A 20868-nucleotide genomic window follows, 5' to 3' on the forward strand; every position below is an offset into this window, starting at 1 on the left:
AGTAACATGAAAAAAATACAGTATATATTGGCAAGCGCACTACTCTTAATTTGTAGTTCAGTTTTTGCTCAACAAGAAGGCTCATTCGCCTTTTATCCCTATCAAATGAGTCTTGTCAATCCCGCTTATGTCGGGGTTGATGGTCAAACGATAATCACAACTTCCGTTCGAAATCAGTGGAGCGGAGTGGCAGATGCACCAAAAACTCAGGCACTTTCTTTTGGAATGCCTTTGGTAAACAACCTTGGATTTGGCGTTGCTGTTGTCAATTCGTCCACTTTTATAGAAAAACAAACCGTTGTAAATATTGATTTATCCTATACAGTAAAAATGAATGAAAACACCGATTTGTATTTTGGCGTAAATGCGGGAGCAAATGCATTTAATGTCAATACGGCAGGATTGGAAATGTATAATATGGAAGTAGATCCTGCTTTGGGTTCAATTCACACTTTTAAACCCAATTTTGGCGCAGGGGCATTATTAAAAAATGAGAAGTTTTATGTGTCTCTGTCGGCTCCGCAATTATTGACTATAGAAAGCGCAAAAAATGATAATGGATATGCAACTGTAGAAGACAACAGGCCTAGTTTTTACTTAGGCGGCGGCTATAATTTCAATTTAAATACAGAAGGAACATTGATTTTAAAACCTTCTCTATTGGCCAGATATGTTACTGATGCTCCTTTTACAACCGCTTTCAGTGCGCAGTTGCAAATACATAATAATTTTGAAGTGGGCGCATTATACAGAACAGACAATGCCTATGCTGCAACAGCAAATTTTATTCTTAAAGAAAAATTCATCATTGGATATGCGTATGAAATCAGCACCGTTCCAACAATGGCAAGTGTAAAAAACACCAATGAAATTTTATTACAATATAAATTTTAAAAAATCAATATTATCAGGCTGTCTATTCATTTTAGACAGCCTTTTTTTTAAAATCATTAATACCTACAATTACTATTGACAAAAACTACTATTAACGATGTAATCAAATAACCAAACTATAAATATTATGAATAAAACTACCAAATTACTAAACCGATGGTGTAGCCAAATTAATGATCGGCTACTTTCGATGAGCCAGACCATCATGCTGCTGCTGGTATTGTTTGCCAGTTCCCTTTATGCACAAGACCCTGCTCAGTATGGAACTCCATATACAGGAGTACCCGACCCAAGAGATGCCAATATTTATCAGGTGCATATTCGTCCGCACAGTGCAGCAGGGAATCTTGCTTCAGTCACTGCCGATTTAGACCGAATCAAATCACTCGGTATTAATGTTTTGTATCTGATGCCTATTTATCCGTATGGCACTGATCCACGAAGCACCAATTCCCCTTATTGTATAAAGGATTACAAATCGGTAGGCTCAGAATACGGAACCCTATCCGATATGCGCAACCTAGTAGATGCAGCTCACGCCAAAGGTATGGCCGTAATGTTGGACATTGCCGTAAACGGAACTTCGTGGGATCATCCTTGGACTATTTCTCATCCGGACTATTATATGAGAACGGGTACAACAATCAATCAATTGGCCAATTTTGGTGATATTGCAGCACTCGATCTTAACAATGCGGGGCTTCGTGCAGCGATGAAAGACGCCATGCGCTATTGGATTTTTGCAGCCAATATTGATGGATACCGTTGTGATTTTGCCAACAATCCGCCTCTTGATTTCTGGACAGAAATCATTGGAAATTTAAGAGGGATTACTTCTCATAATTTATTGATGCTTGCCGAAGGAGATCGTTTACAAAATTTCCAAGCCGGATTTGATTTGAATTTTGGAGATAAATGGTTTTATGACGCCTTAAAAAATGTGGCTGGTGGAGGACCTGTTTCTACACGATTCCAGACTACCAACGACATGGAATATACGTATGCCACAGGAAGCCAGCAAGAAGTAAGATGGACAGCAAACCACGACTCCGAAAACAATTCGGATACAGCGCCTTTTACCGTTTTCAAAAGTAACGCAGGTGTTGTTGCCAATTTCTTGGTTTCGGGATATATGAAAGGGGTTCCATTCTTGACCAGCGGACAGGAAGTAGCCTTCAACCAAGTTATTCCATGGCCTTATACAGGAGTAAAAATCAACTGGAGCAATACTGGTGCGACACCCGAATTTGCAAAAATACTTAACTATAGAAATAGCAGTACGGCCATTAGACGAGGTGTAATGACACCGTATGCCAGTGATGACATTTGCGCGTTTACCAAAACATTGGGTACAGAAAAAGTTATTGTAATGGCCAATCTTAGAAATGCTGCCAAAACTTTTGTAATACCAGCTGGTTTTGCGGGTACTTATAAAGATGCTTATACAGGAACTACAGTAACTTTGACATCGGGAGCTACGCAATCGTTTGCAGCGTATCAATATATAGTTTTGACCAATACAAATGTCGCAGTTGTTGCTGTTACGGGAGTAGCGGTTAGTCCAACCACTGCCACAGTCGCTATTGGATCTACACAACAACTTAGTGCAACACTAATACCAGCTAATGCTACCAATCAATCCGTAACTTGGACTTCTAGCAATACAGCCGTTGCAAGTGTAAATGCTACTGGTTTAGTTACGGGAGTTGCCGCAGGAACAAGCACCATTACAGTAACCACTGCAGATGGAAATAAAACAGCCACCGCTGCAATAACTGTAGCAATAATTCCTGTAACCAGCGTAAGTGTTTCACCAGTATCGGCAAGTCTTTATGCAGGCAATACACAACAACTTACTGCAACGGTTGCACCCGCAAATGCTACCAATAAAGCAGTTACTTGGAGTTCAAGCAATACAGCCGTTGCCACAGTAAATGCTTCCGGATTGGTTACTGCAGTTGCAGCAGGAACGGCCAATATTACCGTGACCACGCAAAATGGAAGTAAAACTGCCGTTGCTTCAATTACTGTAAATGCCAATGTTACTTTTACAGTTAATTTCTATAAACCTACTGCTTGGGGAACAGGCATCAAAATATACTGGTGGAGCGCTCTGCCTACTGGAATATTAGCTGATGGTTCATGGCCGGGTGTTGCTATGACTGATGCCGGTAATGGTTGGTATAGTTATACTTTTACTAATGTAACCTCAACGAATCTAATTTTCAATGATGGAACCAATCAAACGGTCAATCTAAACAGAACTAAAACAGGTTGGTACATGAATGACATTTGGTACGATACCAATCCAGGAACAAATATAGCCGTTACCGGAGTTACCTTAGCTCCAACAACTGCAACTTTAACGGTGGGCGGAACACAACAATTGACACCAACAGTTGCTCCTGCAACAGCGACCAATAAAACAGTAAGCTACAGTTCTAGCAATACAGCAACCGCTTCTGTAAACGCTACAGGTTTGATAAGTGCTTTAGCTTCGGGTACTGCAACAATTACGGTAACTACTCAAGATGGATCGAAAATTGCAACTTGTACTTTAACTGTAAACACAGCAAATGTAGCTGTAACAGGAGTGTCGCTTAGTCCAACTACAGCAACATTAACCGCTGGTGCAACCCAACAATTGACACCAACAATTGCTCCTGTAACAGCTACCAATAAAACAGTAAGCTACAGTTCAAGCAATACAGCAATTGCGTCTGTGAACTCAACAGGCTTAGTAACAGCAATAGCGGCCGGAACTGGAACAATTACGGTAACTACTCAGGATGGCTCCAAAATTGCAACTTGTGCTGTTACGGTAAATGCAGCAAATGTAGCCGTAACTGGAGTAACACTTAGTCCAACAACTGCAACATTAACTGCAGGTGGAACCCAACAATTGGCACCAACAATTGCTCCTGTAACAGCTACCAATAAAACAGTAAGCTACAGTTCAAGCAATGCAACAATCGCGTCTGTGAACGCAACAGGATTAGTAACAGCAATAGCGGCGGGAACTGCTACAATTACAGTAACCTCTCAGGATGGGGCTAAAACAGCGACTTGTGTAGTGACCGTAAATGCAGCCACCGCAGGAACTTATTATACCATTAAAAACAGATGGAAAGGAACTTATCTTTATGATGCTGGAGCCAATGTAGGATATGGTGTAACCATAGTAGACAATAGTTACAAATGGCAAAAAATTGCAATCGACGCCACCTATTTTGTACTTAAAAATGTAGCCACAGGAGAATTAATGCATATTGAAAATCAAACAGGATCTGTACAATGTAATGGTAATGATTCGACTTGGTGGAGTGCTCAATGGTCTAGTGACTATATTGATGGTACTTGGATTAGAATCAGAAACAGATGGCAATCAGGAAACATCATTCATGTCGAAAATCAAACAGGAGCTGCACAATATGCAAATGCCCAAGACGGTTGGTTTAGTGCCCAATGGCAACTGGAAACCACTTCAACAGCCAAGTTGGGAACTTCCAAAATAAGTGTTCAGGCCGAAAACAGATCAACTTCGGTGACTATTTACCCAAATCCTTCTACAGACAATGAATTTTATATAGTAGTACCCGAATTGAACGCCAATGATTTGGCAACAGTAACAATAACAGATCTGAATGGTAGAGTTGTACATGTAACACTTATAAAAGGTCCAGCAAAAATCAATCACAATTTACCTTCGGGTTTGTACCTTGTGACAATTCGTTCGAACGAAATTAACGTTACCAAAAAACTGATTGTAAAATAATTTAATAATTAAAAAAGGAAAGGGTGTATGAAAATAATTTTCATACACCCTTTTTTATAAAATAAATTCGACGAATACATTTATGGAGAACTTCATTTACGAATTTAGTTTCCTTATGACAAAGGGTTAGGTACTAGATTAATCCCTATTTTCGGGATTGCCACTCGAGATAGAACATGCGAAGCAATCCCGATAGCTATCGGGATCCAAATACAAAATCCACATTACATTATGCCAACTGTCCTATTTGTACCTCGCCATTTATTAATCATAGTAAAAACTGGGTCGTTAATCTTTTATAGAAAAATTCACCTATTAAGCCAAACAGGATATTGATATAATTTTTAATGCTGTTGGAAGATGCAAAATATAAATGTTACATTAAGAAAAAGGACGCTGCCAAGTGGGAAGATTACATTATATCTTGATTTTTTCCCTCCAATCTATAACGCTAAAACTCGAGAATTTTCGCGCATAGAGTATTTAGGTTTATATCTGGTTTCAAAACCAAAAAATAATATTGATAAAGCAATGAATTCAGAAAATTTGCACAAGGCCGAGGTAATTTGTGCAAATAGGCTTAATGAATTGAACAAGCAGCAAATCTATACACCATTTGAACAAGAGCGGCTTCGTCTGCAGGAAATAGGAAAAAAATCATTCCTGCAGTATATAAAACAGACAGCAGAAATCAAGACTGGCAATAACGCTGAAATCTGGAAATATGCAATTATCCATTTTGAAAAGTTTCTTAAGAACGAGGACATATTAATGCAGGAAATTGATGTAACAGTTGTTGAGGATTTCAGGGAATACATTTTGAAGGCAAAATGTTTAAAGAAAAAAGGCCAGTTTTTGGCTCAAAACACTGCCCTATCCTATTTTAATAAGATCAAGGCCACCTTGCGAAAAGCTTACAAAAAAGGATTACTACAAACGGATGTTAATGCTGCGGTCGAAAGCATCAAGGAACAGGAGTCCCAAAGGAACTTCCTTACTATGGAAGAAGCTACAAGACTGTTTAGGACACCTTGTAAAAAGGAGATTGTAAAGCGTATAAGCTTTTTTTCTCTGCTAACAGGCATGCGTTATTCAGACATATCAAAACTTACATGGGAAGAAGTGCAATACAGTGCGGATGAAGGTTATTATATAAGATTTAAGCAGCAGAAAACTGACAGGCCCTTGACCCTTCCAATTTCTGAGGAAGCGCTTGAATTCTTAGGGGAACAAAGAATGGAGCATGGGAAAATTTTTTTAAATTTAAAAAAATGGGATTTTGACCGTTTGATACCCATTTGGATTAAAGATGCAGCTATTGAGAAGCATATTACTTTTCACTGTTTTCGACATACTTATGCAACACTGCAGATGGCAGCTGGTACCGACATTTTTACGGTATCAAAAATGCTGGGGCACAAAAATATAAAGACCACTCAGATATATACGAAAATCATCGACGAGAAAAAAAGAGAAACAACTAATAAAATTTCATTTAAATAATAAATTTTTAATACTGGTAAAAAAATAATTCTTGGCTTTGACTTTAAGGCGTTTATTTCAGTCGCTTTAAAGTCAAAGGGAGGTGTTATTTTGATGCATTATTATTCACGTAATGACTGAGGAATCTTTTTAGACTTGCGTTTTTTCGTCTAAAATAGGTTTCTCATAAGTCAAACCTCTAGAGATGTTAAAGCTACATCGTAACCGATTCATTTCAGAGCTCAACGTGTAAAATAACAAATACCGTCAAAAGACCACTCACCGCTCGTGAATTGCACACGCTCGAAAAGATCTGTATTACCAATCATAAGACTCCAAACTGTTCAGGACATCTCCGTCTTTCAGTGCTATATGTTTTACTTGCGAATTGAACACACATAGAGCCAAACATACTTGGTATCGAAGTTACTCATTATGGTTATATGAGTATTTATGCAATAAAACAGATGCTGGAACACCTGTCAATCCACCCGACTGAGTCGTATACAAATACTACAGAGCAATCAATTGGACTGGAGATGAATAACTTGGGTAGCAGGCTGGGTAAGGTCAACTCTACCATTCCAGATGAAGCAATGTCTATCTGAATTTTTACTATTTTGATTTACTATTATATTCCTGATCCGTTACAAGATCAAACCAAATTGTTTCTCCTTTTTCTCTTCCTGTTATGGCTATTTGAATAAAATTTGAATCGTTGCTGGCACCATGCCAATGGGGAATGTTAGCTGGACATTTTACAACATCTCCCTTTCTAACAACAATTTTTTGATTCCCTTTTTCCTGATAATACCCGATGCCCTCAAGTACCAGTATAATTTGTCCTGAAGGATGACTGTGCCATTTGGTTCTTGCCCCTGCCTCAAAGGTTACGTTTCCAACTGCATTTTGATTAATACTATCTGCCTGAACCAAATTATTCAACCATACATTACCTGAAAAATTAGCGTTAGTAACTTTATCTCCTTTTGGAAAAATCAGAATTGCATCTACTTTTTCAGTATCCGAATGCTGTACTTTACCATTATTACATGATATTAACCCAATAGTTATACAGGTAATAAAAGCAAATAGTATTCCTTTTTCAAAAATTATTTTCTTCATGTTTTTTTTATTAAAGATTGGATTGATAAAAACCCACCAATTTATTAACAGCTTGTGATACATATTCAGGTTTCCAATAGGTCTGTATATGAGTAGCTCCTTCAATAATAAAAAGTTCCTTACTTTTGGCGTTGACTGCTTTAGGAAATGCTTCATCTGTCATATATTTTGTATCCGCTTTGCTTCCGGCTATCATTAAAAGGGGTTGATTGATTAAATCCATATTTGTAGCAGCATCCCAAGTCATTAAGTCCATTAGGCTGCTCATTGTATATAAAAAAGTGGAATTTGGGTGTGCATGAGTTCTATAATAGTACTCATATCCTTCGCGATAAAGATCAGTTTTAGTCTTAGCGATTTCTTCATCTGTTATAGTCGCTACTCCTGCATAAATCATTTTTCCACCATTGGCCTCTTGAGCACGGGCATCTGACGCTTTCTTTAAACGTTCCTGCACAGTTGCTAATTGGGAATTCTGAAAGCCATTACGCCTTACCTCACCTGAATTAAACATACTCAGCGTTGCAACGGCTTTAAAGCGTTTATCACTCTGCACTGCTTTTAAAGTATAACCACCTCCGCCGCAAATACCTAAAACACCTAAACGGTTTACATCTACTCCTGCGTACTGAGTAATAAAATCGGCCATACCACGGATGTCTTCTATGCGGTTTGCAGGTTTATCAGTATGCCGAGGCTCTCCACCACTTGCACCTTGATAGGCTGCATCGGCAGTAATAGTGATATAGCCCGCCTCAGCCAAACGTTGCGAATACAATCCGGCTGTTTGTTCCTTAATACCACCGTTAGGGTGTGCTACCACTATAGTAGGATATTTTTTTGAAACATCATAATTTGCCGGTGTATAGACATTGGCAGCGATTTCACTTCCATTGAGTTTATACTTTACAGGATGAATATTTACTTTTCCTTTCTCATTTTTGGTTATGGCTCCGTCATATACCAGAGTAAAAGGATTTTGCTCATATCTCTTTTGGATAGATTGTGCATTTGCCATGTTTATAATTAGTATTGTTGTTACAATGAATGCTATTTTTTTCATCCTTATTATTTTAAATTTTACTTTTTGCTTTTGAGTACTTCGTTCAAAACTTCCTGGGCAGCAATTGCTTCTTTATTTCCGACTGATGATTTTATAACTCCTATAAACTCCTGCAGCTGATTTGGACTCAACCCAACATTCAGGCATATTTTTAGATGAGAATTCAGCATAGGCTCCACACCGCCAATACTGCTGAGAACCGATATTGTAATAAGTTCCCTTTCGGAATAGGTCAAAACATCACGCTCAAAAACATCAGCAAAAAGATGCTCTTTCAGAAAAACATCCATCTCGGGCGCAAATGCTAGATAGCCCGATTTTGGACCCTCTTGTGATACTCCTGTAAGTTCTGTCAAAATTACTTTTCCGCGCTCATATTTACTGTTTTCCTCTTTTATTATTGATGCTTCGGTTCCTACAACATCATTAATCCCTTTGGCTTTGCGTTCCTCCAACACAACCATAAAAGTCTGCAGCCCCCGAATACTGCGTGGAAAACCACAATAAGCATATAAATGCACCAAACTTTCCTTGATCTGGTTTATTGTCAATCCGGCATCCAGTCCGCTATTGAGTTCCGTTTTAAGTCTGGTTAAATCTCCTTTGGCTGTAACTGCAGCAATTCTTATGATAGCTTGTTGTTTTTTATTCAGGTTTTCAACAGCTTCCGTCTGTGCATTCACAGTCGAAACATTTGCGATTATGACTACTAACATTATTAATTTTGAGAGTGCCCTCATTCCGAGTTTCTTATTTAATTAAACTTAATTTTTTCAACCAATTTTGAATTTCTACATCAACCTGTTTTTCCTTTTCGCCTTCCATTACAAATAAAATTCCATCTCTTTCTATCCCACCTTTGGTAGAAAATCCCTCCACAACTGTGCTTTTAGGACAAAGCTCTTTTACAGTTTGAAAACTGCTTCCAATTCCATAACCCGCATTGGTATTAAATGGGACAATTGTTTTTCCTTCTAAATTGTATTGCTTCAAAAAACTTTTCATAGGTGGTGGCAATTGCATTCCCCAGGTTGGAAACCCCACAAATACAACATCGTACTTTTTAATATTGGCAATTTTTGTTTTAAGCGGAGGCAGATATCCCGTTTCGTTTTCTTTTGCAACCTGACTCACTATCATTTTGTAGTCTCGAGGATATGGTTTTTCCAATTCAAGCTCCACTAATGTACCCCCAACCTTTTTATGAATAATCTCTGCTACAACTTTGGTATTTTTAGTTCGTGACAAGTAAACAATCAATACATTTTTATCCGTTAGGGATTCATCATTATCTGGAATTGTCTCTTGCGCTTTACTACAGCTTGAAAACATACAAACAAGTAAAGTTGTGATAAACCAAAATGTCGTTAACTTCTTCATTTTATATCTAAAATTACTTATCCAGCCCTTTTTCATTCAACCATTTAGACATAAGATCGGCAATTTGAATATTATTCAAATCTGAAAAGGGAAAATGGGTATTTCCTTTAATTCCAATTTCAGGAAGATGAATTACAGTAACATCCCCACCATACTTATTTACCTTATCTCTCCACAATTTTGCCATTTCAAGACGAACCCTCCAGCCATCCTGTCCTGGATTTTTAATAGGATCAGAAGGGATGTTGTCACCATAATAGATAATGATTGGAATTTTGGTAAGTTTCATAAAATCTGCCATTGAAATTCCAGATGCTTCAAGCGTACCGCCTGCACTAGGTTTTGGAGCAGGGACTTCACCTTCGGGGAAAAGGAATCCGCTTCCGGGTTCATAAGAGACTATGGCCTTTACGTTTTGATTTTGAATAGCTGTTAGCCAACCCATCCCACCTGAATGAGAATGTGTAACAAGAATAGCGGGGCCTATTTTAGTAAATAATGCGGATACTGCACTCGTCATAATAGGTATTTCGATTGGTCCAATACTGGGCGTCATTGATCTGAAATATTGATTGAGTGTCGCTGGATCTTTAGCGAATTGAACACCTTCAAAATAATTGGGATAAATACCAATTCTAAAAGTCCCAAACCATTGCTGCTCATCCGGAGTAGCAGTTATTGTTGCTGTTACCGTACTGCGTCCGGCATCACCTCTTCTTGGCTGATCTATTACATACACACCGAAACCTCTTCTTAAAAATATATTTTGATATCCTTCACGTCCGTCCGGAGTTGTTTCCCATGTTTTGGAAAACTGACCGATTCCGTGCCACATGACCAAAGGGAATTTTCTCACGGTAACTGGAATTTGATAAAAAACATAGGCATGATCCCCTCGCAATGTCTGTCCGGCTGGTGTCGGGTTGTATGGATCAAAAGTACCCTGATTCTCAATTATTGTACCTCCAACAGTAAAACTTCCCTGTTGTTCTATAATTAATGGTTTTTGTTTTTCCTGTGCTAAAATGGAGCCACTGGCCAGCATCAATAATAGACAGACACTATTCCGATAACTATAAATTTTGTTTTTCATCTTACTTTCTTTATTTCTATATAAAAATACTATTTTTTCTCATCTGCCTGTTCCATAACATCGAGTCGTGCTTTCCTATTGTCATCAATAATGCCCGCCGATCCATCTTGCCCAAACTCGAAAACCTCATTCTTTTTTGTGTTGTAAATAGTCCATTGCGGCAAACCTTTCGCATTTGGATTTCCAGTTTTGGCGAAGTTGACCCAATAGGCATTCATTATTTTTGCAACTTCTTTGTCTTTTGGAGAAATTGCAGAGCCATTGCTTTCAATCAGATTATCAAACACATACGGAATCTCAGATCCGTGAGAAGCTCCATATTTCATCCTTTCTTTCATGGATAAAGGCACGTATGAGAATAGATACAAATAAGCAGGTGTTCCTTTATCTGAAAGAGTTCTTGCTATAAAGCGAGCCGGTTCTGCCCAAACTTTATCTGTGTTGACAAGTGTGAGCATCATGCCGAAATCGCCTTTACCATCAGTATCATAGGCCTTGGAAAATGCATCTTTATGATTGTCAAAAATCAAAAGCAACTCTTCCTTCGAGCCAGCATTCACAAAGCCTCCCGGTACTTCTGCACTATTCGAACCAATAATTAACGGAACTTTATGTTGCCTCCCCGCTTTGTAGGAACTCTCAGCTGTTTCGGTGACTAATCGTCCATCAAGAATAGGTCCCGAATAAGTTGGTATCCCATTAACAGTTTCTTGTCCATCGTCAACAATTTCAGAAGCACTTAGTGATCGCAATTTATTTAGTACTTCAGCATCCGTACCTTCAATACCATATCTTTTGGCAAAATTAATTCCGATACTTTCAGCGGAAACAGGATAATATGGGTCAGCATTTTCTTTGTCAATCGGTCGAGCTGTAAGTACTCCATCTCGGCCTCCTCCAGATTCAATAATTGCCTTTTGAAATAATCCCTTGGCTGAGGGAATAGTCATTAACGAATGTACCGATACCCCACCTGCGGACTCTCCGAAGATAGTTACGTTCTTTGGGTCTCCACCAAAAGCAGCAATATTTTTCTGAATCCATTCTAATGCAGCAATCTGATCCATATAGGCATAGCTTCCTTTAAATTCATTTGGATTCTCTTTGCTTAAAGCAGGAAATGCAAAAAAACCTAAACGACCCAAACGATAATTGATGGAAACAAGTATTACCTCTTGTTTTGCAAATGCAGTTCCTGAAAGACCTGCACCGCTCCCAAACACAAATGCCCCGCCATGAATCCATACCATAACAGGTAATTTTGATTTTTTTGTTGCTGTGGCTGACTTCCATATATTCAGAAACAAGCAATCTTCAGAGGAACTTTTAGACATACCAGAACCTCTGGGCCAACCAGCCTGTGGGCAGTCTGCACAAAATTTACTAGCATCTCGTACTTCTTTCCATGGTATTACTGGCTGCGGTGGACGCCAGCGATTTACACCAACAGGTGGCGCTGCATATGGGATACCTTTGAAAACAGAAACACCATTTTCAATTATTCCGCGAACGGTTCCTGAGGCTGTATGGACCTCTGTAGGATCGATAGTCTTTTGTTGTGCATTTAAGTATAAAGTCATACAGAGCAAAATAATGCTAGCAAATAGTTTTTTCATATTTTATAATTTAATTATGGAATGACAAGATTAACTTTTAGCCCTTACTGATAATCTGCTCATTTGCCTACTCTATCCTGTAATTGCTGAGGGTAACGAGCACCAATAATTTCTATATTTTTAAGTGCTGAGTCGATATTGTCCAATTCTTCTTTACTTAAATAAATTTCTACTCCTCCAATGTTTTCCTCTAAGCGATATAATTTAGTTGTACCAGGAATTGGTACAATACAAGGTTTTTGGGCCAGCAACCATGCTAAAGCAATTTGAGATGGCGGGCAATTTTTTCGACTGCAATTGATTTTACTAAATCTACTAATGTCTGATTGGCTTTTCTATTTTCTTCTGAAAATCTTGGTACAATATTTCGAAAATCCGAAGCTTCAAATTTTGTTTCTTCATTTATGGCTCCTGTCAAAAAACCTTTACCCAACGGACTAAAAGGCACAAATCCAATTCCCAGTTCTGCTAAAGTTGGGATAATTTCTTGTTCCGGTTCCCTATAGAATAATGAATATTCGCTTTGCAATGCTGCTACTGGCTGAACTTTATGGGCTCTGCGAATGGTTTCTACACCAGCTTCCGAAAGGCCAAAATGCTTTACCTTTCCCGCTTGGATCAGTTCCTTAACTGTTCCGGCAACTTCTTCGATAGGCACATTTGGGTCAACCCTATGCTGATAAAGCAAATCGATACAGTCTGTTTTCAATCTTTTTAGCGAAGCTTCAACCACTGCTTTTATCCTAGCCGGGCTGCTGTCTAAACCTTTGGTAGAATCCCCGTCCTGAAAGCCAAATTTGGTGGCAATGACTGCTTCTCTGCGAAATGGTTCCAATGCCTCTCCTACTATTTCTTCGTTTGTAAAGGGACCGTAGCATTCTGCTGTATCAAAAAAAGTGATGCCTTTTTCAAATGCCTCCCTGATTAGCGCAATGGCTTCTTTCTTTTCAGTCGGCTTGCCATATCCAAAGCTTAACCCCATACAGCCTAATCCTAATGCGGATACTTCAAGTCCGTTATTTCCTAAAATTCTCTTTTCCATTTTCTTAATTTTTTAAACATTTAGAATTACTTCTTTCACCGAACGTGAATCCAGTAGTACTGTAAATTTCTCCTGTTAGATTTGTTTATTACCTAATTTTCATTCGGATAAACATTTAATGTGGTGCGTCATTAGGAGTAAGTACTTTGGTAAATGATAATGATCCTAAGATCCATTTATTTTTCTCTTTTATATATACTTCAGTCACAATAAATGGATTGGTAACTTCATTACCTCCAACGACAGCTAGTAATGTAATTCTGTTTAGAAGTATAGCCGTATTCCCAATGATATTTACTGACACTTCATGAATATCTGCTTTCTTGTAATGAATTCCTCCACTTTTAATGACATTGATTTCTTGGGTTTTTCCCCAACTTCCTCCCATGTGGACAAAAACAGATTTATCATCAAACAAAGGTGTAAGTTTATCGACATTTTTATCAGCCATCCATTGCCATTTGTCTTTAGAGAGCTGAATAACTTCTTGTTCCTCTTTTGCATAATTTGGAACTATATTACTTGTTTTATTTTCTTGAGCTGATGAATATTGCACACTTGCCATTACAAACAGTCCTATAATAAACTTCTTCATATTATATAGTTTAGGGTTAAATTGTATTTAATAATTTTAATATTACTTCTTTAGCGGAGCTTCAATATCAGAAAAAGCTTGGACAAATGAAGGTAAACGCTCTCCCAAAATTGGAATAGCATCCAACTGTTTATTGAATTCCATTAATTCAGCGGCAGTAAATTTTACATTTTCAGCTCCAATATTTTCGATCATATGTGCCATCTGCGTAGTTCCTGGAATTGGCACAATCCAAGGCTTTTGAGCCAATAGCCAGGCCAACGCAATTTGGGCAGGCGTGGCTTGTTTTTGTTTACTCCATTTTTTTAATAAATCTACAAGTGCCAAATTTCTGGACAGATTCTCTGGTGAGAAACGAGTCTCATTGCCACGGATATCCCCTGCAGCAAAACGCGTATCAGCATCGATGGCTCCCGTTAGAAAACCAACTCCAAGCGGACTCCAAGGAACGAATCCTATACCTAATTCTTCGCAAAGCGGTATGATTTCCTTTTCCGGGCCACGACACAACATTGAATATTCATTTTGAATGGCCGTAATGGGATGAATTTTATGTGCTCTTCTTACGGTTTGAGATCCTGGCTCAGACAATCCGTAATGCAATATTTTACCTTCTTTTATCAAATCCTGAATAGCTCCAACTACATCTTCGATAGGAACTTGCGGGTCTACACGGTGCTGATACAATAAATCTATTCTGTCGGTACGAAGTCTTTTAAGCATTCCCTCCACTACTATTTTGATGTGTTCCGGACGGCTGTTCAATCCAGGCAATCGCTTACCTGTTTCCTGGTCAATATTCCATCCAAACTTCGTTTCGATTACTATTTTATTTCGAAAAGGGGCTACACCTTCTCCAAGAATTTTTTCCACTTCAAAAGGACCGTAAGCCTCGGCAGCATCAAATAGTGTTACTCCTTTATCAAATGCCGTCCGAATGATATTGAGCATTTCCGGGCGAGAGGGAACTGTAGTCTGGTAAGTTCGGCTCATGTTCTGAACACCCAGCCCTATACTGGAAACTTCAAGCGAGGTACCAAGTTTGCGCTTGCCAGGAACGGGCTGTAATAAGTTGTCATTATGAAAAGGTTTAATTTCCGAGTTTGAGGATAAAGCAAAAGAAGATAAAGGTACTAATGCACCTCCAGCAATTGCAAGTCCTGCAGTTTTTAATAGATTTCGACGATTCATAATTCAATTTTTAATTAGATAAAAGTTTTAATAATTATAAGTCCAGTTTTCTTTCACTCAACCATTTTGCCATATTTGGATCCCGGTGGTCAAAAAACAAACTTGCTTTTTTGTCCAGAGTCTGAATTTTCTTCATATCCTGTGCCGAAAGCATAAAATCAAAAACATTGAGATTCTCAAGCATTCTTTCTTTACGAACTGATTTTGGAATAGCAACAATATTTCTTTGAATCAACCAACGAAGAATAATTTGTGCAACACTTTTATCATGTTTATTGGCAATACCCATCAATAAATTATTGTCAAAAATGTTATTTTTCCCTTCAGCAAAAGGGCCCCAGGATTGAATTTGCACATGGTTCTGTTCTAAAAAATTTTGAGATGCGAGCTGTTGATGAAACGGATGCGTTTCGATCTGGTTAATCGCAGGTGTGAAACCACTATTTACAATAAGATCTATTAATCTATCGGGATGAAAATTGGCTACACCAATGGCTCTAATCTTTCCTTGTTCATGTAATTCTTGCATGGCCTTCCATGAACCAAATACATCGCCATACGGTTGATGAATCAGATACAAATCCAGATAATCCAGCTGCAACTTGTCTAAAGATTTTTGAAAAGCAGCCTTTGTTTGCTCATATCCCGCATCCTGTACCCAGAGCTTGGTTGTGATAAATAACTCTTCCCGGGCAATGCCACATTTTTTTATTGCATTTCCAACAGCAGTTTCATTTTGGTATGATGCAGCTGTATCTATTAAACGATACCCAGTTTCAACAGCATCCAGTACAGCTTGCTCACATTCCGCTGCATCTGGTATTTGAAAAACGCCGAAACCTAAAATTGGCATTTCAACACCATTATTTAATTTAATATTGAACATATTACAATCACTTTAAAGTTTTAAATTATTCTTTTACAGCAAATTTCAGAACTAAATACGAGGGCAATGGTATACGGATTACTGAATCTCCTACCAAGATTACTGATTATAAACAAACAGCTATTTAAACTAATCTTAAATACCTAAATTTGTGTAATAAACAACAAAAGACATGGAACAAGTATTTAACTTTGAGACCATTAACGACTACAACGTTTTTAACAATCATGAGACATTACATCCTTTAGTAAGTGTGATTGATTTTTCTAAAGCAAATCCAAGGACTGGTTCCAAAATGAACTTTGGGCTTTTTTGCATAGTTTTGAAACAAGTGAACTGTGGAGACCTAAAATATGGCCGTAATTATTACGATTATCAGGAAGGAACCTTAGTGTTTATTTCGCCAGGCCAGACAATTGACGTAGAAAACAAAACAGATTTTTATCAACCGATGGGGTATGGATTGGTTTTCCACCCTGACTTAATTCGGGGTACTTCGCTTGCAAAAAGTATTAATGATTACAATTTTTTCAGCTATAACACCAGTGAAGCTCTTCATTTATCCGAAAAAGAAAAACAGCTTGTCTTTGACTGCTTCGCAAAAATCGAAGCTGAATTAAAACAATCTATTGATAAGCACAGCAAAAAACTTATTGCTTCCAATATTGAGCTGTTTTTGAATTATTGTGAAAGATTCTATGACCGTCAATTTATCACCAGAGATACTACCAACAAAGGAATTCTTGAAAAATTCGAAGAATTGTTAAATGGTTACTTTTCTTCTGATAAACCTAATATTTTGGGATTGCCTTCTGTTGCTTATTACGCAGCAGAGCTTAATCTATCTGCCAACTATTTTGGAGACCTGATTAAGAAAGAAACAGGAAAATCTGCTCAGGAGTACATCCAAAATAAAATCATTGACGTGGCGAAAAATAAAATATTTGACTCCTCCAAAACAATTAATGAAGTCGCTTATGAACTGGGATTTAAATATCCGCAGCACTTTACTCGTTTCTTTAAACAGCATGTTGGTAATACACCTAATGAGTATAGGAGCTTGAATTGATTAAAGCACTTATACTATTTTACAAAAAGAAGGCAGTTTCAAATTAAAAACTGCCTTCTGCTTCTATAGTAGTATTAAACAATTATAAAGGGGTATAATTAAATTTTTTAAAAGTTACACTTCCCTTGCCAATTGAACAAAGAGCAATTCTAAGGCCTAAAAAGCCACTCAGCGCATTATGGTTATAAGAAGAAACTTCAGCTGAATTCTCTGTTTTAAGCCACTGCTTGCCATCAAGACTGTAGAACATATCCACATTATTGTTTATATTTTTAAGTCGAAGGTACACATGTCTTTTATGCACTTTTTTTTCTGTTTCAAATTGCCATCCCCTAAGATTTGACAATATGTTTTCCTGATCAGCCAAAATTCCCGAGTAGTAGCTTCCGTTATAGAAGAGTACCAGTCCACCTACTGCATTACCTTCAATTTCCATCTCTACGTCAGCAGTATAGGAATGACCTGAGGGTACACAAACTAAAGGTGAGCTGTCACCTACTCCGTTTCCTTTACCTTTAATTGTAAGACTGTTATTAGCTACTTTAAAACGAGAATTTTCTACCCCTTGAAAAAATTTCCATTGTGGCTTAAGAGTACTGCCGGAAAAGTCATCGCTTTGCGAAAAACGAGCCACTTCGGTTCCTATAGGTTTTGTAATGGGCTTATCAGTCTGGATAGTATCAGGTACTTTATACCATCCATCTTTAGTCCACTCCACTGGCTGTAAAAGAGTTTGGCGCCCTAAATTATAGAACCCTTTTTCATAGGCATGTAGCACCATCCACCATTTGCCGTTATAATCTTCAAATACCGTACTGTGACCTTTCGACCACCAGCGTTCATCGCTGCTTTGAGTCCTCACTACCGGATTGTACGGAGAATTTTCCCATGGACCGAATGGGGTTTTAGAACGTGCTGAAATAACCATATGACTTGTTGAAGGTCCTGCGGTGCCGCCCTCGGCGACAGTTAGGTAATAATAGTCGCCTCTTTTAAAGAGTTTTGGCCCTTCCATACAAAAACATTCAATAGACCATTCTCTTGGAATTGCCCAGCCATCATAAGCATGTTTTACTGCTCCGGTTGTTGCCAGACCATTTTTGCATAAACCAATATAATCACCATTGCTGAAATACAAAAAGCGGTCACCTTTGTCATCTGTAACATGACCAGGGTCAATATTGCCAATTTTAAGGTCTATGGGATCGCTCCAAGGGCCTGCAATATTATCAGCAGTAACTACAAAGTTGGTTTTATTGGCTGGGAAATAAATGTAATATTTGCTATTGTATTTTACCAGATCAGGCGCCCATACATCCCCAACATATTTTTGCAGTGCACTAACAACAGGTGTCCAATTGATTAAATCCTGTGAATGCCATATTGTAAGTCCTGGATAGTAATCAAAAGATGAATGTACTATGTAATAATCCTTGCCTTCTCTCAGTAAACTAGGATCTGGGTAATCCCCTCCGAAGATAGGATTTTGATAGGTTGACTTATTGGTTGATTGCGGCTGGTTTTGTGCTGAGATTTTAATTGCACAAAACAATATGATCATCAAAAATAATAACTTTTTTTTCATTGGTTAAAGTATATAGATAGAAACACAAATATACAATTTGCAGGTAACTTATAGTCTATTTAACCATAAGAATTCATACTGTAACTACATCTAATATTATCAATCAATAACTCCATCAGCAGCAGTTTAAGAAAAAATTTTAAACATCGATTTATAGATCTTGTCATAATTGATGAAATTTTCTGATCTATTAGCACTATTTCCTAATCTCTTCGCTGCTTCCCCCTCCTTTTTGTATTCAAAGAACCTGTATGCTTTTGTCTTATTTCAGGAGCAAAGGTAATTCCGTGTTCTTAACGCAATAGCAAGGCCGGGTCCTGCGGATTTGCCAAAAAATCTCCACCCCTCCGGGTTGTATTTTTTGTCAAAGCCTTGCCATTGCTAAACACTAACCTTTTTATGCTCATGAAACAAAACATAGCATACTCCGGCTCTTTAGACGAATAAAAAAAATGTCAGCAATGAAAAATAAAATATTAAAAATGGTAATGATGAAACAAAACAGCACCTCCTCTCATTGCCAAATAAATAAAATTTAAAAAAAATTAATTCACTAAAAAAAGAGAAATCATGAACATTATCGGAAGAGTGACAAAAGATGCGGAGGTACGCACATTGTCTAACAGCAAACAGGTAGTAAACTTTTCAGTAGCAACCAACGACAACTACCGAAATAAAGCGGGCGAACGTATAGAGCAGACAACCTACTTCGACTGCGCTTACTGGATTAGCCCAAAGGTGGCAGGTATACTCACCAAAGGCACTCTTGTGGAACTCACAGGTAGGGTTAGCGCAAGAGCGTGGACAGGCAATAATGGAGAAGCACACGCAGGTCTGAACTTCAACACCTCGCAAATCAAAACGCATGGCGGCGGTAAAAAATTGGAAACGGTACAGGCTACCACAGGAACAACTTCTGACAAGCCAGAGAACGACCTCCCATTTTAACAACTAGCATCAACCTTTTTTAAACTTTTAAATCATTATATCATGGCACATAATATCAATTTCAACGAGAAAACAGGAAACTATTCATTCTTTAGCGTAAACCAAAAAGCTTGGCACGGTTTGGGGCAGATTGTAGAGCAATACCCAACAAGTGAAGAAGCCATAAAACACGCAGGCTTAGACTATGAAGTCATCAAAACACCTTTATATACCAAAGGTTCGGGCATTATTGAAACGGCAAATGGTATAGAGATAGGCAGTAACGAACTGTACGTTCCCAACTACTTTGCTAATATCCGCACCGATAACAATGCCGTATTGGGTGTGGTAGGCAAAGATTATCACATCGTACAAAACCGTGAAGCGTTCAATTTCTTTGATGCTATTGTAGGCGGTGACGAGGGTATTCTCTACGAAACCGCAGGAGCATTGGGACAAGGCGAACGCATATTCATTACAGCCAAACTGCCCGATTATATCCGTGTGGGCAATGGCGATGATGTAACAGAAAAGTACATTTTCCTAACCACTTCGCACGATGGCAGCGGAAGCATAACAGCAGCCTTCACCCCTATCCGCATTGTTTGCCAAAATACCCTTAACGCCTCGCTTCGTAATATGAGCAACGTGGTACGCATCAAACATACTTCGGGAGCAAAACAGCATTTGGAAAATGCCCACAAACTTATGGGCTTGGCGGATACCTTAAGCACACAGTTAGAGGGAATATTTAATGAATGGACTAAGGTAAGAGTTACAGACAGAGAAGTAAAAAAGCTAATCCAATTAGCACTTTGCCCTAACAAGGAAACATTGGATTTGCTCAAAAAGGGTGCGGAAGATGAAGTTTCCACCGTGTTCAAAAATGTGGTGCAAGATGCCTTTGCATACGCTATGACAAGCGATACCCAACAAATGGACACAACCAAAGGCACATTGTTTGGGGCGTATAATGCTGTGACAGGCTACTACCAAAATGTACGCAGTTACAAGGATGATGAAGCCAAGTTGCAAAGTATTGTAATGGGTGGAACGGCTCAACTCAAATCACAGAAAGCATTTGAATTATGTACTGCCTTTTCAATAGACGGTGCGGAAATCTTAAATCTCAATTAATAATTACA

The 20868-nt window shown here is 38.2% G+C and carries 16 protein-coding genes and 1 pseudogene; 6 read left to right on the top strand and 11 right to left on the bottom strand.

Going from position 1 to position 20868, the window contains the following annotated elements:
* The first annotated feature begins 6 nt into the window (after positions 1-6).
* The 3 genes from OLM57_RS14150 (at position 7) to OLM57_RS14160 (ending at position 6172) form a co-directional block, all read left to right on the top strand.
* Entirely contained in the window at positions 7-894 is an 888-nt protein-coding gene (locus OLM57_RS14150; RefSeq protein ID WP_264564336.1) for a PorP/SprF family type IX secretion system membrane protein, read from the top strand.
* 127 nt (positions 895-1021) lie between these two features.
* Positions 1022-4669, top strand: a complete 3648-nt coding sequence (locus OLM57_RS14155) for an Ig-like domain-containing protein (protein WP_264564337.1) — start codon at positions 1022-1024, stop codon at positions 4667-4669.
* A 360-nt stretch (positions 4670-5029) separates the two neighbouring features.
* The gene (locus tag OLM57_RS14160) at positions 5030-6172 is read left to right on the top strand and encodes a tyrosine-type recombinase/integrase (RefSeq protein ID WP_264564338.1); all 1143 of its coding nucleotides are present in this window, start codon (positions 5030-5032) and stop codon (positions 6170-6172) included.
* A 594-nt stretch (positions 6173-6766) separates the two neighbouring features.
* Here the strand turns inward: OLM57_RS14160 and OLM57_RS14165 are convergent.
* The 10 genes and pseudogenes from OLM57_RS14165 to OLM57_RS14210 form a co-directional block, all read right to left on the bottom strand.
* Positions 6767-7276 (bottom strand): cupin domain-containing protein, encoded by a 510-nt coding sequence (locus OLM57_RS14165; protein WP_264564339.1) that lies wholly within the window; start codon positions 7274-7276, stop codon positions 6767-6769.
* 10 nt (positions 7277-7286) lie between these two features.
* Positions 7287-8339 (bottom strand): alpha/beta hydrolase, encoded by a 1053-nt coding sequence (locus tag OLM57_RS14170; protein ID WP_264564340.1) that lies wholly within the window; start codon positions 8337-8339, stop codon positions 7287-7289.
* A gap of 17 nt (positions 8340-8356) precedes the next feature.
* Positions 8357-9055, bottom strand: a complete 699-nt coding sequence (locus tag OLM57_RS14175; RefSeq protein ID WP_264564341.1) for a carboxymuconolactone decarboxylase family protein — start codon at positions 9053-9055, stop codon at positions 8357-8359.
* A 34-nt stretch (positions 9056-9089) separates the two neighbouring features.
* The gene (locus OLM57_RS14180) at positions 9090-9719 is read right to left on the bottom strand and encodes a flavodoxin (RefSeq protein WP_264564342.1); all 630 of its coding nucleotides are present in this window, start codon (positions 9717-9719) and stop codon (positions 9090-9092) included.
* Between the two features lie 13 nt (positions 9720-9732).
* Positions 9733-10812, bottom strand: coding sequence for an alpha/beta hydrolase (locus OLM57_RS14185; RefSeq protein WP_264564343.1), 1080 nt, complete (start codon positions 10810-10812; stop codon positions 9733-9735).
* Positions 10813-10841: 29 nt separating this feature from the next.
* Positions 10842-12428 (bottom strand): carboxylesterase/lipase family protein, encoded by a 1587-nt coding sequence (locus OLM57_RS14190; RefSeq protein ID WP_264564344.1) that lies wholly within the window; start codon positions 12426-12428, stop codon positions 10842-10844.
* A gap of 59 nt (positions 12429-12487) precedes the next feature.
* A pseudogene (locus OLM57_RS14195) lies at positions 12488-13470 on the bottom strand (aldo/keto reductase).
* 115 nt (positions 13471-13585) lie between these two features.
* On the bottom strand, positions 13586-14065 hold the full coding sequence (locus tag OLM57_RS14200; protein WP_264564345.1) for a nuclear transport factor 2 family protein: 480 nt from the start codon (positions 14063-14065) through the stop codon (positions 13586-13588).
* Between the two features lie 42 nt (positions 14066-14107).
* A complete protein-coding gene (locus OLM57_RS14205; protein WP_264564346.1) occupies positions 14108-15256 on the bottom strand; it encodes an aldo/keto reductase in 1149 nt (382 codons plus the stop codon).
* 34 nt (positions 15257-15290) lie between these two features.
* Positions 15291-16142 (bottom strand): aldo/keto reductase, encoded by an 852-nt coding sequence (locus tag OLM57_RS14210; protein ID WP_264564347.1) that lies wholly within the window; start codon positions 16140-16142, stop codon positions 15291-15293.
* Positions 16143-16314: 172 nt separating this feature from the next.
* On the opposite strand from OLM57_RS14210, the gene OLM57_RS14215 reads away from it, so the two are divergent.
* Positions 16315-17211 (top strand): helix-turn-helix domain-containing protein, encoded by an 897-nt coding sequence (locus tag OLM57_RS14215; RefSeq protein WP_264564348.1) that lies wholly within the window; start codon positions 16315-16317, stop codon positions 17209-17211.
* A gap of 82 nt (positions 17212-17293) precedes the next feature.
* On the opposite strand, the gene OLM57_RS14220 is transcribed toward OLM57_RS14215, so the two are convergent.
* The gene (locus OLM57_RS14220; RefSeq protein WP_264564349.1) at positions 17294-18796 is read right to left on the bottom strand and encodes a family 43 glycosylhydrolase; all 1503 of its coding nucleotides are present in this window, start codon (positions 18794-18796) and stop codon (positions 17294-17296) included.
* Positions 18797-19366: 570 nt separating this feature from the next.
* Here OLM57_RS14220 and OLM57_RS14225 point away from each other — a divergent pair.
* The gene (locus OLM57_RS14225; protein WP_264564350.1) at positions 19367-19744 is read left to right on the top strand and encodes a single-stranded DNA-binding protein; all 378 of its coding nucleotides are present in this window, start codon (positions 19367-19369) and stop codon (positions 19742-19744) included.
* A 42-nt stretch (positions 19745-19786) separates the two neighbouring features.
* Positions 19787-20860, top strand: a complete 1074-nt coding sequence (locus OLM57_RS14230) for a DUF932 domain-containing protein (protein ID WP_264564351.1) — start codon at positions 19787-19789, stop codon at positions 20858-20860.
* The last annotated feature ends 8 nt before the right edge of the window (positions 20861-20868 follow it).

The sequence above is a fragment of the Flavobacterium sp. N3904 genome, from assembly GCF_025947305.1.
GTDB lineage: Bacteria > Bacteroidota > Bacteroidia > Flavobacteriales > Flavobacteriaceae > Flavobacterium.

Excerpts from the sequence above, each read along its gene's own strand:
- OLM57_RS14150 (WP_264564336.1), top strand. The coding sequence starts at position 7 with ATGAAAAAAATACAGTATATATTGGCAAGCGCACTACTCTTAATTTGT.
- OLM57_RS14155 (WP_264564337.1), top strand. The coding sequence starts at position 1,022 with ATGAATAAAACTACCAAATTACTAAACCGATGGTGTAGCCAAATTAAT.
- OLM57_RS14160 (WP_264564338.1), top strand. The coding sequence starts at position 5,030 with ATGCAAAATATAAATGTTACATTAAGAAAAAGGACGCTGCCAAGTGGG.
- OLM57_RS14165 (WP_264564339.1), bottom strand. The coding sequence starts at position 7,276 with ATGAAGAAAATAATTTTTGAAAAAGGAATACTATTTGCTTTTATTACC.
- OLM57_RS14170 (WP_264564340.1), bottom strand. The coding sequence starts at position 8,339 with ATGAAAAAAATAGCATTCATTGTAACAACAATACTAATTATAAACATG.
- OLM57_RS14175 (WP_264564341.1), bottom strand. The coding sequence starts at position 9,055 with ATGTTAGTAGTCATAATCGCAAATGTTTCGACTGTGAATGCACAGACG.
- OLM57_RS14180 (WP_264564342.1), bottom strand. The coding sequence starts at position 9,719 with ATGAAGAAGTTAACGACATTTTGGTTTATCACAACTTTACTTGTTTGT.
- OLM57_RS14185 (WP_264564343.1), bottom strand. The coding sequence starts at position 10,812 with ATGAAAAACAAAATTTATAGTTATCGGAATAGTGTCTGTCTATTATTG.
- OLM57_RS14190 (WP_264564344.1), bottom strand. The coding sequence starts at position 12,428 with ATGAAAAAACTATTTGCTAGCATTATTTTGCTCTGTATGACTTTATAC.
- OLM57_RS14200 (WP_264564345.1), bottom strand. The coding sequence starts at position 14,065 with ATGAAGAAGTTTATTATAGGACTGTTTGTAATGGCAAGTGTGCAATAT.
- OLM57_RS14205 (WP_264564346.1), bottom strand. The coding sequence starts at position 15,256 with ATGAATCGTCGAAATCTATTAAAAACTGCAGGACTTGCAATTGCTGGA.
- OLM57_RS14210 (WP_264564347.1), bottom strand. The coding sequence starts at position 16,142 with ATGTTCAATATTAAATTAAATAATGGTGTTGAAATGCCAATTTTAGGT.
- OLM57_RS14215 (WP_264564348.1), top strand. The coding sequence starts at position 16,315 with ATGGAACAAGTATTTAACTTTGAGACCATTAACGACTACAACGTTTTT.
- OLM57_RS14220 (WP_264564349.1), bottom strand. The coding sequence starts at position 18,796 with ATGAAAAAAAAGTTATTATTTTTGATGATCATATTGTTTTGTGCAATT.
- OLM57_RS14225 (WP_264564350.1), top strand. The coding sequence starts at position 19,367 with ATGAACATTATCGGAAGAGTGACAAAAGATGCGGAGGTACGCACATTG.
- OLM57_RS14230 (WP_264564351.1), top strand. The coding sequence starts at position 19,787 with ATGGCACATAATATCAATTTCAACGAGAAAACAGGAAACTATTCATTC.